The following is a 14,788-nucleotide window of genomic DNA, read 5'->3' on the forward strand; positions in this document are numbered from 1 at the left end:
CCATGGGGTCCCTGCGTGAACAGATCATCGCCGAACTAGGCGTCCAGTCCGAGATCGTGCCGAAGCTGGAGGTGCGGCGCCGGGTCGACTTCCTGAAGGACTACCTGCGCGCCACTCCCGCAACGGGTTTCGTGCTCGGCATCAGCGGCGGCCAGGATTCCGCGCTCACCGGGCGGCTGTGTCAGCTCGCCGTCGAGGAACTGCGCGCCGATGGCGTCGACGCCACGTTCGTCGCGGTGCGGCTCCCCTACGGTGTGCAGGCCGACGAGGCCGACGCCCAGATCGCGCTGGAGTTCATCCGGCCCGACCGGTCCGTCGTCGTGAATGTCCGGCCCGGCGCCGACGCACTCGCCGCCGAGGTCGCCTCGGCGCTGGCGGGCGAGCGGCTGCGCGACTTCGTGCGCGGCAATATCAAGGCGCGCGAGCGGATGGTGATCCAGTACGCCATCGCCGGACAGGAGAACCTGCTGGTGGTGGGCACCGACCACGCCGCGGAGGCGGTCACCGGCTTCTTCACCAAATACGGCGACGGCGGCGTCGACCTCACCCCGCTCACCGGGCTCACCAAACGCCAGGGCGCCGCGCTGCTCCAGGAACTCGGCGCACCGGCCAGCATCTGGTCCAAGGTGCCGACCGCCGACCTCGAGGACGACCGCCCCGCCCTCCCCGACGAGGAGGCGCTCGGCCTGCGCTACGCCGAAATCGACGACTACCTCGAGGGCAAGGATGTCACGCCCGAGGTGGCCGCCAAGCTGGAGACGATCTTCCGCAACACCAGGCACAAGCGCACCGTCCCGGTCACCCCGCTCGACACCTGGTGGCGCGCTTAGGATTTCGAATCCGGCTCCTCGACGAGCCTGCGGTGCAGCTCCTTGGTCATCGCATGGATGGCGACGGTCAGCTCCGTATTGGTCTTCAGCTCCAACTCCTGCGCCTTGAAGTCGTGATCGGCCTTCACCTGCTGGAATTCGGCCTGCCGGTTCTGGCCGATCATGACGAAGGTGGACAGGAAGATCGCCTCCAGCGACACCACCAGCGTCAACGTCGGCCATGGGCTCTGTTCACACCAGATCATCCAGACCGCGAACAGCAACGCATGGATGTAGACGAACCACATGGATCCGGCGAACCGGGTGATCCAGTCGGCGATCCGCAGCTGAATGCTCGCCGCGCGCTTCGCCTCGAATTTCAGGATGGCCGGGTGGCGGATCACCCGTTCGATCGGGTCGGACATCGGAATCCTCACGTGGATGGGCGTTTCCGCGCCAGATGCTAGCCCCCGCACCCGGTTTTCGAACCGCACACCTGCTGTTTCATGTGTACGGTTCGAAGACGGGGTGCGGCACCGAATTACCTACCGACTCAAAGGCAAACGCGGCAGTGGACCATACGGACAGGCCGACCCTGGAGCGAACCGCCACCACCGCATGCCCACGCACGCCCGTGCCCAGCTGGGGCGATCCAGTCGTCGTAGCGGCGCAACCAGAAACCCGACGCACCGATCCGTCGGAACCGGCCGTCCTACCCGCCCGCAAATGGCGGCAGCACGTCCACCCGCGGGGTCAGCGCCACCGAAACATCCCGCGTGAGCTCATCCCCCACCAGGAATGCGCAGACCTTCAGCATGGGCTCGAGTTCTGTCCCATACGAGGCCGACAGCGCCGTCCGCAGGTCGGCCACCGTCGCGCCCGGCGGAAGATCCAGCACCTCGGAACTCTTGCCGACCGCGTCGGCGATCGCGGCGAAGTAGCGGACCTCAACCACCGATGGCTCCCATCGTCCGTTCCGGCGGCACGAAATCCGCCGCGTCGATACCGTGGCCCGCCCACTTGTGCCACATGGCGCCGCGCCAGATGGTGGCGATCTCGGCGTCGTCGGCGCCGGAGCGCAGTGCCTGACGCAGATCGTATTCCTGGTCGCTGAACAGGCACGAGCGCAGCATGCCGTCGGCGGTGAGCCGGGTGCGATCGCAGGTTTCGCAGAATTTGCGGGTGACCGAGGCGATGATGCCGACGCTCGCCGGGCCCGCGCCGATCCGCCATTTCTCGGCGGGCGCGGCCGGATCCGACCGTCCGATCGGGCTGAGGGTGAAGCGTGCGCCGAGCACCTCGAGCAGTTCGGCGGCGGTGACCATATTGGCCCGCGCCCACTCGTGGTCGGCGTCGAGCGGCATCTCCTCGATGAACCGCAGTTCACAGCCCTCGTCCAGGCACCACTGCAACAGATCCGGTGCGCCGGAAAGGGTTTCGCGCATGAGCACGGCATTGACCTTGACCGGGGCCAGCCCGGCGTCGCGGGCGGCGCGGATGCCGGCGAGCACCGACTCGAGGCGATCGCGGCGGGTCAGCCTGGCGAAACCGGCGCGGTCGACGGTGTCGAGGGAGATATTGACCCGGCTCAGCCCGGCGGCGGCGAGCGCCCGCGCCCGATGCCGCAGGCCCACCGCGTTGGTGGTCATGGCCAGCGGAATGTCGGGGACGGCGGCGTGGCAGCCGGCGATGATCTGTTCGAGGTCGCGGCGCATCAGCGGCTCACCGCCGGTGAACCGGACCTCCCGGACCCCGAGATCGCGCACCGCGAGGGTGACCAGCCGGACGATCTCGTCGGCGGTGAGCAGCTCGTGGCGGGGGATTTCCGGCAGCCCCTCCTCCGGCATGCAGTAGGTGCAGCGCAGCGAACACTTTTCGGTGATGGACACCCGCAGATCGCGGGCGATGCGCCCGAAGCGATCGAGCAGTACCGGTGTGTCGGGACGTCCATCGAGTGCGGGGCGCCCGGATCGCACGGCGGGAATCCCTATGTCGACCAACGTCACTTCTCCATTATGACCGGTCGGCTGCGAACGACCGGCTGTGCCCACCGACAAAACCGGTTCCGGTCGCGGCTCCGGCGGGCCGTAGCTTCCTCCGAAGGGCCCGTCGGCCCGGCAAGGCGCGGGCCCGCGCATGTTTATGCTGACCGCATGACTTCTCGGCCAGTTACCTCCCCGGCCAGGTCGGTCGATGACTACCGCGACAGCATCGAGCGGCTGCTGCGGCCGCTCGCCGCGCGCGCGGTGCGCTCGGCCGCGGTGCCCGAGGCGCTGGGCAGACAGTTGGCGACGGATGTGCGTTCACCGATCGACCTGCCGGTATTCCGCAATTCGGCGATGGACGGCTACGCGGTGCGCGCCGCGTCGGTGGTGGTGGCGCCGGTGACGCTGCCGGTGGCCGGGGTGGTCGCGGCGGGCGCCGCCGGGCAGACGCCGCTGCCCGCGGGCGCGGCGATGAAGGTGATGACCGGCGCGCCGATACCGCCCGGCGCCGATTGCGTTGTCCCGGTGGAAGATGTTCGCGCCGAAGGGGATTCGATCGTCGTCGAGCGCGGTCGCGCGGCAGGCGAATTCGTGCGCGAGGCGGGCGCCGATGTGCGGACCGGCGAGCTGCTGGTGCGCGCCGGAACGGCGTTGGCGCCGAGGCATATCGCGGCGCTCGCGGCGGTCGGGCTCGCGGAAGTTCCCGTCTTCCAGCCGATTCGGGCCGCGGTGATCACCACCGGCGACGAACTCGTCCCCGCCGCAACACCATTGCGTCCCGGCCAGATCTACAATTCCAACGGCATCGCGCTCGCCGCGGCGCTGATCGCGAACGGGGTCGAGGTCGTCTCCGTGGAGCACAGCACCGACGATCCCGGCGTCTTCCGCCGATTGCTTTCCGCCGCGACGAGTTCCGCCGATATCGTGTTCACCTCCGGCGGCGTGTCCAAGGGCGATTTCGAGGTGGTCAAGGACGTATTGGCGCCGCTCGGTGGGCAATTCGGCTCGGTCGCGATGCAGCCGGGCGGGCCGCAGGGGCTCACCGTGGTGGACGGCGTTGCGGTGCTGAGCTTTCCGGGTAATCCGGTGAGCACCATGGTGTCGTTCGAGGTGCTCGCCCGCCCGATACTGCGCGCGCTCGCCGGACTGCCGCCGGTGCCCGGCCACGAGCTCCCGCTGCGCAATGCCATCCGCTCGCCGGAGGGGCGCAGGCAGTTCCTGCGCGGCACGCTGGAGCGCGGCGGACCGCATGCGGATCCGGTGGCGGTGGCGGTGGCCTCCGGGCCCGGATCGCATCTCGTCGCCGGTATGGCCTGGGCGGATGTGCTGATCGATGTGCCCGCCGAGGTCACCTCGCTGCCGATCGGCGCGACTGTGCGAGTCTGGACACTATGAGTGAGTTGTCGCATGTCGACCGGGACGGCCGCGCCCGCATGGTCGACGTGAGCGCGAAGGCCGAGACCGCGAGGATCGCCGTCGCCGCTGGCGAACTGCGGACCACCGCGGAGGTGGTGCGGCTTGTCCGGGCCGACGGCATGCCGAAGGCCGATGTGCTGTCCACCGCCCGGCTCGCCGGTATCGGCGGTGCGAAGAAGACCTCCGAGCTGATCCCGCTCTGCCACCAGCTCGCGCTGTCCTCGGTGAAGGTGGAATTCGGATTCACCGAGGACACCATCACCATCGAGGCGACGGCGAAGACCAAGGGCCCCACCGGAGTCGAGATGGAGGCGCTCACCGCGGTCGCGGTCGCCGGACTCACCCTGCACGACATGGTGAAGGCGGTGGATCCGGCCGCGACACTGAACGCGGTGCGGCTGCTCACCAAAGACGGTGGGAAGCACGGACATTGGGAGCGCGCCGAATCACACAGCGATGCGGCGCATCCCGGCAGCACGCCGCATCCCGGCAGCACGCCGCATCCCGGCAGCACGCCGCATCCCGGCAGCACGGCACATCCCGGCAGCACGGCACATCCCGGCAGCGCGGCGCATTCCAGTGGCGCGGCACATTCCGGCAGCGCGCCACAATCCGGCAGCGCGCCACAATCCGCCAGCGCGGCGCATTCCAGTGGCGCGGCACATTCCGGCAGCGCGCCACAATCCGCTAGCGCGGCGCAATTCAGCGGCACGGCACAATCCAGCGGCGCGGCCGAATCCACTGTTACAGCAGCGACAGACGAGACACACAACCATCAGCACGCCGAATCCGGCCACGGCACAACCCGATCCGGCGATACCGCGCGAACAGCCGTTGTACTGGTCGCGTCCACCGGCGCGGCGGCGGGCACGCGGGTGGACACCACGGGCCCGGTGCTCACGGAATGGCTTACCCGTCTTGGTTTTTCGGTGCGCGGGCCGCTGGTCTACGCCGACGCGCGGATCGCGGACGGTCTGGCCGATGCGCTGACATCCGCGCCCGCGCTGGTGATCAGCACCGGCGGCACCGGGGCCTCCCCCACCGACGCGACACCCGAGGCCACGCTGGCCGTACTCGACCGCGAGCTGCCCGGCGTCGCCGAAGCGATCCGGCAGCGTGGCACGGCGAAATTCCCGCTCGCGGCGCTGAGCCGAGGGGCCGCCGGGCTCGTCGGGCGCTCGGTGGTGATCAACCTGCCGGGGTCGCCCGGCGGGGTCAAGGATGGGATGGCGGTGCTGGAGCCGCTGCTCGACCATCTGCTCGCGCAAGTAGCCGGAGGCGGCGATCATGACCACAAGTGAACATATCGGGACCGGTGGGGTGCGCCTGGCCAGATTGTCCACCGAGCCGCTGGATCCGGCCGAGGCCGAGGCCGCGGTGACCGGACCAGAGCACGGCGCGGTCGTGGTTTTCACCGGCAAGGTGCGCAATCACGATGGCGGACAGCCGGTTTCCGCGCTGGAATACTCCGCGCACCCCGACGCGGAGCGGTTCCTGCACCGCTGCTGCGCCGAATCGGCAACGGCCACCGGACTTCCGGTGGCGGCGGTGCACCGGGTGGGCGATCTGACCATCGGCGATCTCGCCATCGTCGTCGCGGTCGCCGCACCGCATCGCGCGGAGGCCTTCGCCGCCTGCGCCGAACTGGTGGACCGGATCAAGCACGAGGTGCCGATCTGGAAGCGCCAGCGCTTCGCGGACGGTTTGTCCGAATGGGTCAACGCCTGCGGCTGAACGCATTACGGCTGCGTCTCATTCGGCCCGACATCGCTGTGATGTGGCTAACATCGGCACCCGCCGTGAGGCGTAGCGCACAGGTTCGATGACGAATCCCCACCTCCCGGCTACCGTTTGGCGCACGAGGAGGAGAACGGCATGGGCACCGACCAGGTTCTGCTGCATCGATTCGTCATCAATCAGTTATCGGCACAGGGGCTGGACCGGGAGCGGTTGATCCGGGAGGCAGGCGTGCCCGAGTGGACCATGTCGGGAGATGACGTCCACCTGCCGAGCCACACCTTCGGCCGGCTCTGGGAGCTGGGCGCGCACGGCCTCGGCGATCCGCACGTCGCACTGCATGTGGCCAGCCGGTACGAAATGCGCAGCCTCGGCCTCTACGACTACCTGTTCGCGACCGCCCCCACCCTCGGCGCGGGCCTGGCCACCTGCGGCCCCTACGTCACCGCGGTCACCACCAACCACCGGTTCGACCTGGTCGCCGAGAACGAGCGCGAGGTCACCCTCTACCTCGACATGATCGAGGGTGACGGCGCGGGTCGCGACCTCACCCAGCTGTGGGGGCTGTCGGCAGTGCTGAGCCGCGCCCGGCGGGTGGTCCGCGGCGATGTGGTTCCGATCCGGGTGGCGCTGCGCCAGCGGGCACCACGCGACACCCATCCGTTCGTCGAGGTATTCGGCACGGCCGCAATCGAATTCGACGCACCGACGGATTCCATGACCTTCCGGGCCGCGGATATGGAGCTGCCGCTCACCACCAGCGATCCGGTGCTGGCCACCGTCCTGCGGCCGCTGGCCGAGGCGCTGCCGCCGCCCCCGCCGCTCGCCGCCGCGTGGCCGGAGCGGGTGGCCGAGGCGCTGGCGGCGGCCTTCGAGGCGGGCGAGGTATCGCTGGACCGGGTGGCACGCAGGCTGGCCACCAGCCCGCGGACGCTACAGCGGCGGCTCATGGAGGCGGGAACCACGTGGCGCCGGGAACTGGATCGGGCGCGCAAAACCCGTCTGGCACAGGCGACTTCGACCGGGCCACTGAGCCGGGCCCGGCAGGCCGAACTGCTCGGCTACGCCGACGCGGGCTCGATGAGCCGGGCGGCCCGCCGTCTGGCCGGGCACCAAGCCGCCCACTCGCAGGGCCAATTCGACTGAACCGCTCAAACTTTCAGGTTGTCCGCGGCGATGCGCCAGAACGTTGCCCGTTCGATGGTCTGGAAGTCCCAGCCGTGCGCCACTTTCCGGGACGCGGCGACTATGGCGGGCACGTCGAAGTCGTCGCGGGTCGCGGTGCCCTTGGCCTCCAGCGCGGCGATGACGTAAGCGGTGGCGCTCTCCCGATTCTGGGACATGGGACTCTCCTATCGCACACGGTCGATGACGGCTCACCGGTACAGCCGAAGCGCCCCGCGGCGGGGCAGACTGCAAGTCTGCTAAGAGTTAACCGGAGATCACCAGCGCAGAACGCGCCAAGGTCGGGCAGAACGCGCCAAAGTCACTGCGGCGTGTACCGCCACACGCCGAGCATGGCCTGCTCGTCCAGCGGGTCCCGCGCCGTGTGCACCGTATCGCGCAGCCGGGCGACCGCCCGTTCGGTATCGAGCCCGGCGCCGATCAACACCAGCCTGCTCGCGCGCGATTCGCCCCGGCGCCAACCCGCCGGCTCGAAGCTGATGTGCCGTCCCACCATGTGCAGCACGAACTTTCGCCGCTCCTCCGCGACGCCGAAGGCGGCGAAGCCCTTCGCCCGGAACAGTCCGGCGGGCGGGTCCTCCAGGAATCCGATCAGCCTGCGCGGATCCAATTCCCGTTCGCTGGTGAAGGATACGGTCGAATAGTCGTCGTGCAGGTGCCGGTGGTCGGCGTGCCCGTGCTCGTGGTCGTGCTCGTCGAGCAGTTCGTCGAAACTCAATTGTTCGGCGACCGTTGGCTTTTCGCGTACCGGCGCGTCGAAGAGCAGGCCGGGATCGAGCCTGCCGTGCGCTGTCGCGTACACCGGAACCTGACCGACCGCGGCGGCGATATCCGCGCGCAGTGCCGCCAGGCGCTCGGCGGGCACCCGGTCCGCCTTGTTGACCACCACCAGGTCGGCCAGCCGCAGATGGGTGACCAGTTCCGGATGCCGCGCGCTGGTTTGCGGGAACTGTTCGGCGTCGACCACCTCGACCAGGCCGCCGTAGCGGATGCGCGGATTGTCGCTGCCCACCACCATTCGGATCAGGTTGCGCGGCTCGGCCAGCCCACTCGCCTCCACCACGATCACGTCGATCTTGGCGCGCGGCTGGGCCAGCCGGGTGAACAGCTCGTCCAATTCGCTGACGTCCACCGCACAGCACACGCAGCCGTTGCCGAGGGAAACCATCGCGTCGACCTGCCCGGCGACCAGCATCGAATCGATATTGATCGCCCCGAAATCGTTGACGACGACGCCGATTCGGGTGCCGCGATTGTTCCGGAGCAGATGGTTGAGCAGGGTGGTCTTACCGGAGCCGAGGAAGCCCGCGACGATAATCACCGGAATCGGTTCCACCATGCCAACACCCACCTCGTTCGTCCGTCACCGCGCGACCACCGGCAAGAATAGGCCCTGCCCCGAAGTCCGCCGCCGGATGGGACTTCGGGACAGGGCCCGGGCTCGCCGGTGGTCGGCGACTATCCGTGGATGGTGGGGCTGAGCAGCGTCGCGGCCAGCGTGTAGGCGATATTCAGCATCGACGCGGTGATCATCGTGTTGTCGATGCCGAGCGAATGCGCCAGCGGCAGCAGCATTGTCATGACGGTGCCGATCAGCGTGGTCATATCGGTCGTCGACTGCGACTGTCCGGGCAGTGCCTGGCTCTGCGTGCCCGGAGTCGAACCCGGCAGCGTCGAACCCGGTGCGGCCTGCGGCATTCCGGGAACCGCCGGGGTCTGCGGCAGTCCGGGGACCGTCGGCGACTGCGGCGCGGCCGGGGACTGCGGGACCGGCACCGGCTGGGTCTGCGGCGCGATCTGGAACTGCGGCGCGCCCTGCGACGGTGCGGCGGCCGGTTGCTCACCCGAGGAACCGCTGGTCAGTGGGCCGGTCGGCGCGGGCCCCGCGGTCTGCGTGGTGCCGAGCAGATAGCCGACGAGGCCGGTCGTGATCGCGATGGCGTGCTTGAGTTGGCCCTCCTGGCTTTCCAGCTGCGCGGCGTCATCGCGGTTGGCGCCGTTGCCCATCTCGATGAATACATCGGGCACCGTGGTGAGCGCGGGACCGGCGATATCCGCGCGGGTCTGCAGCCCGTCCTGGGTGCCTGCGTAGGTGGCGGGCTGGAATCCGGCCTGCAAGTAGGCGTCGCGCACGGCGATGGTCGCGGCCCGGCCGGGGCCGGACTGCACCTCGTTGGCCTTCGCGTCGGGGATGGGGAGCTGCGGCACGATGAAGTGGAAGCCGCGGTCGGCGGCGGGTGCGCTGTCGGCGTGGATGCTGATCGCGACCGCGGCGCCGGACTGGTTCGCCGCACGCGCCCGGTCATCGATGCAGCCGCCCCATCCGGTGTCGTCCGGACGGCTGAGCACCACCTTCGCGCCGAGCGCCTCCAGCGAGGATTTGACCAGTTGGGCGACGTTCCAGTTGATGGTGTGCTCGGGCACGCCGTTGACGGTCGTCATGCCGGTGGTCTGGCACTCCTTGGTGCCGCCGCGACCGTCGCTGACCTGTTTGGCCTGGTTCTCCGATGGGATGGAGCCCTGGTGTCCCGGATCCAGAAAGATGGTTTTACCAGCTAGTTTGGTGGCGACGTCCGGTACGGCGGGCGCGCCGAGCGCGGTGACCGGGACCAGCCCGGCGAGCGCCATGACCACCGCCGCGGTGAGGGCGGTGCAGACTCCGGCCTTGATGATGCGAGCTTTCATGTGCGGTCGGTGCCCCGGGACGGAGCACCCCTCCCTTCCCATTGGTCACATCAAACCCAGTGGTTCACTCTGACAACATGCGTTTCGGCAAAGCAAGGCGCGTTATCGAACTGTTACCAAAGGTGTGCGAGAAGCCTCAAGCCCCGATCGGCAGCCTGCGCAGCGAACGCAGGGCATAGTGCACGCGGGTCTTCACAGTACCCACCGGAATGCCGAAATCGTCGGCGACATCCTGGTAGGCCCGGTCGCGGAGGATAACTTCGACCACCGCGTCGCGCTGCAGGGGCGGCAGGCTGGCCAGTAGCTGGGCGACCAGCAAACCGTCGACCAGACCGTCGGCGAAATCCGGATCGGCACAACGGATATCGGCCACCTCGTGCACATCGTCCCAGCCGGTATCGCCGGGCCGGACCGCACGGGCCCGCGCCAGATCGACCAAGACGTTGCGCTCGATCACCAGCAGCCAGGTGCGCACGCTGCCCTTGCTCCGGTCGTAGCGGGCACAGGAACGCCAACCGCGCAGCAGCGTCTCCTGCACCGCCTGTTCGGCCAGTCCGCAATCGCCGAGCGCACGCATGGCCCGCCAGTGCAGCAGCGCCCGGTCGGCGGCCAGTACGGCGGCCAATCCGGCATCGGTGCACAGCTTGGCGCATCCGGCGCCGCAGACGGTCCGAACACATTCCATATCCGGATATCGCGGGCGACGGAGCGGGTGACAACAGCGCTCGAATTCGGCTGTGTATGCGACAGAAATCCGGTATTTCCACCCGATGACACGGCATGGTCTGGTAGACCCGCAGGTCAATCGGTTCGTTACCGGCAACCGCTCGATACGAGGAGAACATCAGCCATGCGCGCGAGGACGCTCATGGCGGCCGGGGCATTGGCGTCGACCGTGACGCTGCTCGGCACCGGACCCGCCACCGCATCACCGGCAACGGTCATGCCCAACGACGGCCTCTATCTGGTCGGCGTCGATATCTTCCCCGGCATCTGGGAGGCGCCGGGCACACCCGATCCGGCATACGGCTGCGACTGGCGCAGGCTGTGGAAGGTCGAGGGCGACAACACGGATATGCGCTACATAATCGGCAACAACTTCACCAGGTTGCGCCCGGTGCGGGTGGAGATCAAACCGACCGATGTCGCCTTCAAGACCGTCAACTGCGGGGCGTGGCACATGGTGCCGCCACCCCCGAACACCGGATCGTTCGGGGGCTGAAAGATCCGCGACCGCGGCTAAGGTCGGCCCATGACGAGGAAACGGATCCTGATCACCGGCGCCAGCGCCGGTCTCGGCGCGGCCATGGCACGTGACTTCGCGAGCAAGGGCCGCGATTTGGCGCTGTGCGCGCGCCGCCTGGACGCGCTGACGGAACTGCGCGCCGAGCTCACCGCGGCACATCCCGGCATCACCGTCGCGGTGCGCGGGCTAGATGTGGACGAACACACGGCGGTGCCAAGGGTTTTCGGCGAACTCCGCGACGAACTCGGCGGCCTGGACCGGGTGATCGTCAACGCCGGGCTCGGTAAGGGCGCGATAATCGGCACCGGCCGGGCGGCGGCGAATATCGCAACGGCCACAACGAATCTGGTGAGCGCGCTGGCGCAAACCGAAGCGGCGCTGGAGATTTTCCGCGCGCAGAATTCCGGACATCTGGTGCTGATTTCCTCGATGAGCGCGGTGCGCGGCCTGCCGGGCAAGAAGGCGGCGTATTCGGCGAGCAAGGCCGGATTGGCCGCGCTCGGCCAGGGTTTGGCGACGGAGTTGGCGCGCTCGCCGATCCGGGTCACCACGCTGCTGCCCGGATTCATCGCGACCGAGATGTCGGCCAAGGCGGGCGACGCGCGAATGGTCGCGCCATTGGACAAAGGCGTCGCTTCATTGGTCGGAGCGATCGAGAAGGAGACGGTGCGGGCATGCGTTCCCGCATGGCCGTGGCGGCTGATCGATCTGGTGCTGCCGCATTTGCCGGGATCAATTGTCGCGCGCATCGCTTGACCTGGCAGTTCGGCTATCACCGCAGGACAAGGCGCTCGGATGAATAATGTGTCGCGGGCCACAATTTCATTCGGAAGCGTTAGCTGCATTGTCTGAATTTATGCGTTCTTAACGCTTCTAAATCTTGTTTGATACATTCTTAACGGCTTCCGTTACCTCTCCGTAATAAATCGGGTGAACTCTCCTTAAGGGTTCGTTTTATGAGCCACCCCGACCAGTACACACCGGCGGGGATGCTCCATCAGATGAGGAAGTCACCAACCTAATGAAGCTCCAGAAGTTCGCCGCCGCGTCCCTGCTGTGTATTGCCGCCGTCGGAATCACCAGCGGCACCGCCTACGCCGATCCCACCCCGAACGCCACCCTGCAGACCGATATCGCCCCCGGCGTGCACTGGACGGCGAACGTCGTCGACAAGTCGGTGGTACTGAAGACCGACGCCGGCTCGCTGACCACCCAGGGCACCCAGTTCCAGGTGCTGGACAACCAGGGCCACCTGATCGCGGGCATGCCGCTCACCTACCTGAAAGACGGTAAGGAGTGGCCGATCGCCGCGCGGGTCGACGGCAACACCGCGACGCTGACGCCGAGCACCAACCCGGCCGAGGCGCACGCGGCCACCATGCTGAAGCCGGTGGACGCCAAGCCGATCGGCGGCGTCGACTTCAACACCGCGCTCAGCAACGCGGGCACCGAATTCGGTCTGGCCACCGGCGTCGGCACCCTGATCGGCACCATCATCGGCGGCACGCTCGGCTGCGTCGCCGGTGCGGTCGTCGGCGCGGCGCTCATGCCGCCGATCTTCCTGCCGGGCGCCGCGGGTGGCTGCCTCGCCGGAATCGTGGCCGGTGTCGCGCTCGGCGCCGCGGCGGGCATGATCACCTTCGGCGTCCCGGTCGGCATCGCCGCCGCGATCCAGTTCTACCAGTCGGTCTACGGCCAGTAAGTCCGGCTCACCCACCGCGGCCCGGTGCGCGACAGCTTCTCCGTCGCGTGCCGGGCCGCGGCGTTTCGGCGGAAAATCGCCATCGATGGCGGTGGCGGATTCCCGCCGGAGATCGACCGCGCACGCTGCTGAACTGGCATGCGTGTCAACGACTCTCGCTTCTCCCCCGATCGCGTCGACGGACCGGTCGCCACTGCTGTGCTGGTCCGGCGTCGCCGCCGTGATGCTCGGCATCTTCGCCATCGTGACCACCGAAATGCTGCCGGTCGGCCTGCTCACCTCGATCGCGGGCGATTTCACCATCTCCGACGGCATGGCCGGGCTGATGATGACCGTCCCCGGACTGGTCGCCGCCGCGGCCGCGCCGGTGGTGACCGTCGCGACCGCCCGGGTCGATCGGCGAATCATGCTGTGCCTGTTCATATTCCTGCTGATCGTCGCCGATCTGCTGATGGCGGTGACGCCGGTGTACTGGCCGGTGCTCGCCGCCAGGGTGCTCGTCGGCGTCACGGTCGGCGGATTCTGGTCCATCGCCGCGGGTTTGGCCGATCGATTGGTGCCCGCGAAATCCGTGCCGAGGGCCAACGCGATCATCTTCGCCGCGGTGCCGCTCGGCTCGGTGCTCGGCGTGCCCGCGGGCACCTATCTGGGCGATCTCACCGGATGGCGGGTGGCATTCGCGGTGGTGGCCGGGTTCACCGTCGCGGTCCTCGGCTTGCTGCTGGCCGTCCTACCACCGCTGCCCGGCGGGCCGGGAACACGAGTTTCCTTGTTGCGCAGTCTCGTTCGCGGCACGAATATGCGCTACGCCCTGCTGCTGACCTTCCTCATCGTGCTGGCGCACTTCGGCGCGTACACCTACATCACCCCCTTCCTCGAGCAGGTGACGAAGGCCGGTTCCGCGACCGTCACGCTCATGCTGCTCGCGTACGGCGTCGCCGGGATCGTCGGCAACTTCCTCGGCGGCGCGGCCGTCGCGCGTCATCCGCGCGGCGCGTTCGCCGGATTCGTGACCATGATCATCGCGGCGCTGCTGCTGCTTCCGGTGCTCGGCCGCTGGGAATTCGGCGCGCTGGCGCTGCTGCTGGTCTGGGGCGTCGGCTACGGCGCGGTGCCGGTCGCGACGCAGACCTGGTTCATCAAAGCCGCGCCGAACACCCCGGAGGCGGCATCGGTGTTGTTCACCGCGTCGTTCCAGCTCACCCTTTCGCTGGGCGCGCTGACCGGCGGGGTGATCGTCGATCACACGTCGCCGACAACCGTCCTGTTGCTCGCGGCAGCACCCGTCGCGCTGGCGATCCTCACGCTCACAACGCATCTCGCCACCGGGCGCGTCTGGCCGGACTTACCCCGGACGTAATCGACTCGACGTATCCGGATCGGGCATGATCGACATCATGATCGACGAGGTCGGCACCAAACTGTTCCACCAGACCATGCCGTTCACCGAACGGCTCGGCATCGAGGTGCTCGAACACAGCCGCGAACAGGTGCGCAGCCGGATCGCCTGGGACGCATCGCTGTGCACGCTCGGCGGGGTGCTGCACGGCGGCGTCCTGATGGCGCTGGCCGATGCGACCGGCGCGGTCTGCGCCTATCTGAATCTGCCCGAGGGCAAGCAGGGTACGACCACCGTCGAGTCGAAAACCAACTTCCTCAGGGCGATTCGCGCGGGCTACGCGACCGCGACGGCACGGCCGCTGCACGCGGGCCGGTCGTTCATCGTGGTGGAAACCGAAATCCGCGACGACGCGGGCAAGCTCGCAGGCAAGGTGACCCAGACCCAGGCCGTGCTCTGACCAGCTGATATCCGTAAGGCCCAGGCGCTGCGCCTGGGCCTTTTTCATGTCGCGGGAATATATCCGGGCGGCGGGCGGTTGAGTGGGTTGTCGGCGGTGCCGGTAGCTCGCACCATTGCGCGACGCCGATCGAGCCGCTACGCTCGGCCCTATCCGCTCCAGTGGATGTAGGCACAGCCTCCCATCGAGCGAATTCCGAGTTCCGGTGAGTCCCGAACCCTGAT

Annotated in this window: 17 protein-coding genes; 10 read left to right on the forward strand and 7 right to left on the reverse strand. The window is 68.4% G+C overall.

Features of this window, described 5'->3' with window-relative positions; translation table 11 throughout:
* Window positions 1–2: 2 nt before the first annotated feature.
* A complete protein-coding gene (gene nadE, locus F5544_RS35295) occupies window positions 3–830 on the forward strand; it encodes an ammonia-dependent NAD(+) synthetase (RefSeq protein ID WP_167477172.1) in 828 nt (275 codons plus the stop codon).
* Here nadE and F5544_RS35300 read toward each other — a convergent pair.
* The 3 genes from F5544_RS35300 to moaA all read right to left on the reverse strand — a co-directional run bounded on the left by F5544_RS35300 (window position 827) and on the right by moaA (window position 2,815).
* The gene (locus tag F5544_RS35300; protein WP_167477173.1) at window positions 827–1,234 is read right to left on the reverse strand and encodes a DUF1003 domain-containing protein; all 408 of its coding nucleotides are present in this window, start codon (window positions 1,232–1,234) and stop codon (window positions 827–829) included. The two genes, nadE and F5544_RS35300, sit on opposite strands and share 4 nt — an antisense overlap.
* 287 nt (window positions 1,235–1,521) lie before the next feature.
* Window positions 1,522–1,764 (reverse strand): MoaD/ThiS family protein, encoded by a 243-nt coding sequence (locus tag F5544_RS35305; protein WP_167477174.1) that lies wholly within the window; start codon window positions 1,762–1,764, stop codon window positions 1,522–1,524.
* A complete protein-coding gene (gene moaA / locus F5544_RS35310; protein WP_174867466.1) occupies window positions 1,757–2,815 on the reverse strand; it encodes a GTP 3',8-cyclase MoaA in 1,059 nt (352 codons plus the stop codon). The genes F5544_RS35305 and moaA overlap by 8 nt, the downstream gene beginning before the upstream one ends.
* 147 nt (window positions 2,816–2,962) lie before the next feature.
* On the opposite strand from moaA, the gene F5544_RS35315 reads away from it, so the two are divergent.
* The 4 genes from F5544_RS35315 to F5544_RS35330 all read left to right on the forward strand — a co-directional run bounded on the left by F5544_RS35315 (window position 2,963) and on the right by F5544_RS35330 (window position 7,093).
* The gene (locus tag F5544_RS35315) at window positions 2,963–4,189 is read left to right on the forward strand and encodes a molybdopterin molybdotransferase MoeA (protein ID WP_167477176.1); all 1,227 of its coding nucleotides are present in this window, start codon (window positions 2,963–2,965) and stop codon (window positions 4,187–4,189) included.
* Entirely contained in the window at window positions 4,186–5,511 is a 1,326-nt protein-coding gene (moaCB, locus tag F5544_RS35320; protein ID WP_167477177.1) for a bifunctional molybdenum cofactor biosynthesis protein MoaC/MoaB, read from the forward strand. The genes F5544_RS35315 and moaCB overlap by 4 nt, the downstream gene beginning before the upstream one ends.
* Entirely contained in the window at window positions 5,498–5,944 is a 447-nt protein-coding gene (locus F5544_RS35325) for a molybdenum cofactor biosynthesis protein MoaE (protein ID WP_167477178.1), read from the forward strand. Before moaCB ends, F5544_RS35325 begins: the two co-directional genes overlap by 14 nt.
* A gap of 141 nt (window positions 5,945–6,085) precedes the next feature.
* Window positions 6,086–7,093 (forward strand): AraC family transcriptional regulator, encoded by a 1,008-nt coding sequence (locus F5544_RS35330; protein WP_167477179.1) that lies wholly within the window; start codon window positions 6,086–6,088, stop codon window positions 7,091–7,093.
* A gap of 5 nt (window positions 7,094–7,098) precedes the next feature.
* Here the strand turns inward: F5544_RS35330 and F5544_RS35335 are convergent, their stop codons facing one another.
* The 4 genes from F5544_RS35335 to F5544_RS35350 all read right to left on the reverse strand — a co-directional run bounded on the left by F5544_RS35335 (window position 7,099) and on the right by F5544_RS35350 (window position 10,502).
* Complete coding sequence (locus F5544_RS35335) at window positions 7,099–7,290, reverse strand: hypothetical protein (protein ID WP_167477180.1); 192 nt, start codon at window positions 7,288–7,290, stop codon at window positions 7,099–7,101.
* Between the two features lie 143 nt (window positions 7,291–7,433).
* Window positions 7,434–8,471, reverse strand: coding sequence for a CobW family GTP-binding protein (locus tag F5544_RS35340; RefSeq protein WP_167477181.1), 1,038 nt, complete (start codon window positions 8,469–8,471; stop codon window positions 7,434–7,436).
* A gap of 119 nt (window positions 8,472–8,590) precedes the next feature.
* Window positions 8,591–9,817, reverse strand: a complete 1,227-nt coding sequence (locus F5544_RS35345; protein ID WP_167477182.1) for an N-acetylmuramoyl-L-alanine amidase — start codon at window positions 9,815–9,817, stop codon at window positions 8,591–8,593.
* A gap of 136 nt (window positions 9,818–9,953) precedes the next feature.
* On the reverse strand, window positions 9,954–10,502 hold the full coding sequence (locus F5544_RS35350) for a sigma-70 family RNA polymerase sigma factor (protein ID WP_167477183.1): 549 nt from the start codon (window positions 10,500–10,502) through the stop codon (window positions 9,954–9,956).
* A 165-nt stretch (window positions 10,503–10,667) separates the two neighbouring features.
* Here F5544_RS35350 and F5544_RS35355 point away from each other — a divergent pair, with 165 nt between their 5' ends.
* From F5544_RS35355 to F5544_RS35375, 5 genes are all read left to right on the forward strand, one after another.
* Complete coding sequence (locus F5544_RS35355; protein WP_167477184.1) at window positions 10,668–11,039, forward strand: hypothetical protein; 372 nt, start codon at window positions 10,668–10,670, stop codon at window positions 11,037–11,039.
* A gap of 30 nt (window positions 11,040–11,069) precedes the next feature.
* Window positions 11,070–11,819, forward strand: a complete 750-nt coding sequence (locus F5544_RS35360; protein ID WP_167477185.1) for an SDR family oxidoreductase — start codon at window positions 11,070–11,072, stop codon at window positions 11,817–11,819.
* 265 nt (window positions 11,820–12,084) lie between these two features.
* On the forward strand, window positions 12,085–12,765 hold the full coding sequence (locus F5544_RS35365; RefSeq protein WP_167477186.1) for a hypothetical protein: 681 nt from the start codon (window positions 12,085–12,087) through the stop codon (window positions 12,763–12,765).
* A 142-nt stretch (window positions 12,766–12,907) separates the two neighbouring features.
* A complete protein-coding gene (locus F5544_RS35370; protein WP_238846816.1) occupies window positions 12,908–14,125 on the forward strand; it encodes an MFS transporter in 1,218 nt (405 codons plus the stop codon).
* A gap of 25 nt (window positions 14,126–14,150) precedes the next feature.
* Window positions 14,151–14,564 (forward strand): PaaI family thioesterase, encoded by a 414-nt coding sequence (locus F5544_RS35375; RefSeq protein ID WP_238846817.1) that lies wholly within the window; start codon window positions 14,151–14,153, stop codon window positions 14,562–14,564.
* Window positions 14,565–14,788 lie beyond the last annotated feature (224 nt).

Source organism: Nocardia arthritidis (assembly GCF_011801145.1).
In the GTDB taxonomy this organism is placed as follows: domain Bacteria; phylum Actinomycetota; class Actinomycetes; order Mycobacteriales; family Mycobacteriaceae; genus Nocardia; species Nocardia arthritidis_A.

Bases quoted from the DNA above. Each gene is read 5' to 3' on its own strand.
- F5544_RS35350 (WP_167477183.1), bottom strand. From the start codon at position 10,502: ATGGAATGTGTTCGGACCGTCTGCGGCGCCGGATGCGCCAAGCTGTGC.
- moaCB (WP_167477177.1), top strand. From the start codon at position 4,186: ATGAGTGAGTTGTCGCATGTCGACCGGGACGGCCGCGCCCGCATGGTC.
- F5544_RS35345 (WP_167477182.1), bottom strand. From the start codon at position 9,817: ATGAAAGCTCGCATCATCAAGGCCGGAGTCTGCACCGCCCTCACCGCG.
- F5544_RS35340 (WP_167477181.1), bottom strand. From the start codon at position 8,471: ATGGTGGAACCGATTCCGGTGATTATCGTCGCGGGCTTCCTCGGCTCC.
- F5544_RS35300 (WP_167477173.1), bottom strand. From the start codon at position 1,234: ATGTCCGACCCGATCGAACGGGTGATCCGCCACCCGGCCATCCTGAAA.
- F5544_RS35365 (WP_167477186.1), top strand. From the start codon at position 12,085: ATGAAGCTCCAGAAGTTCGCCGCCGCGTCCCTGCTGTGTATTGCCGCC.
- nadE (WP_167477172.1), top strand. From the start codon at position 3: ATGGGGTCCCTGCGTGAACAGATCATCGCCGAACTAGGCGTCCAGTCC.
- F5544_RS35325 (WP_167477178.1), top strand. From the start codon at position 5,498: ATGACCACAAGTGAACATATCGGGACCGGTGGGGTGCGCCTGGCCAGA.
- F5544_RS35360 (WP_167477185.1), top strand. From the start codon at position 11,070: ATGACGAGGAAACGGATCCTGATCACCGGCGCCAGCGCCGGTCTCGGC.
- F5544_RS35375 (WP_238846817.1), top strand. From the start codon at position 14,151: ATGATCGACATCATGATCGACGAGGTCGGCACCAAACTGTTCCACCAG.
- F5544_RS35330 (WP_167477179.1), top strand. From the start codon at position 6,086: ATGGGCACCGACCAGGTTCTGCTGCATCGATTCGTCATCAATCAGTTA.
- F5544_RS35315 (WP_167477176.1), top strand. From the start codon at position 2,963: ATGACTTCTCGGCCAGTTACCTCCCCGGCCAGGTCGGTCGATGACTAC.
- F5544_RS35335 (WP_167477180.1), bottom strand. From the start codon at position 7,290: ATGTCCCAGAATCGGGAGAGCGCCACCGCTTACGTCATCGCCGCGCTG.
- F5544_RS35355 (WP_167477184.1), top strand. From the start codon at position 10,668: ATGCGCGCGAGGACGCTCATGGCGGCCGGGGCATTGGCGTCGACCGTG.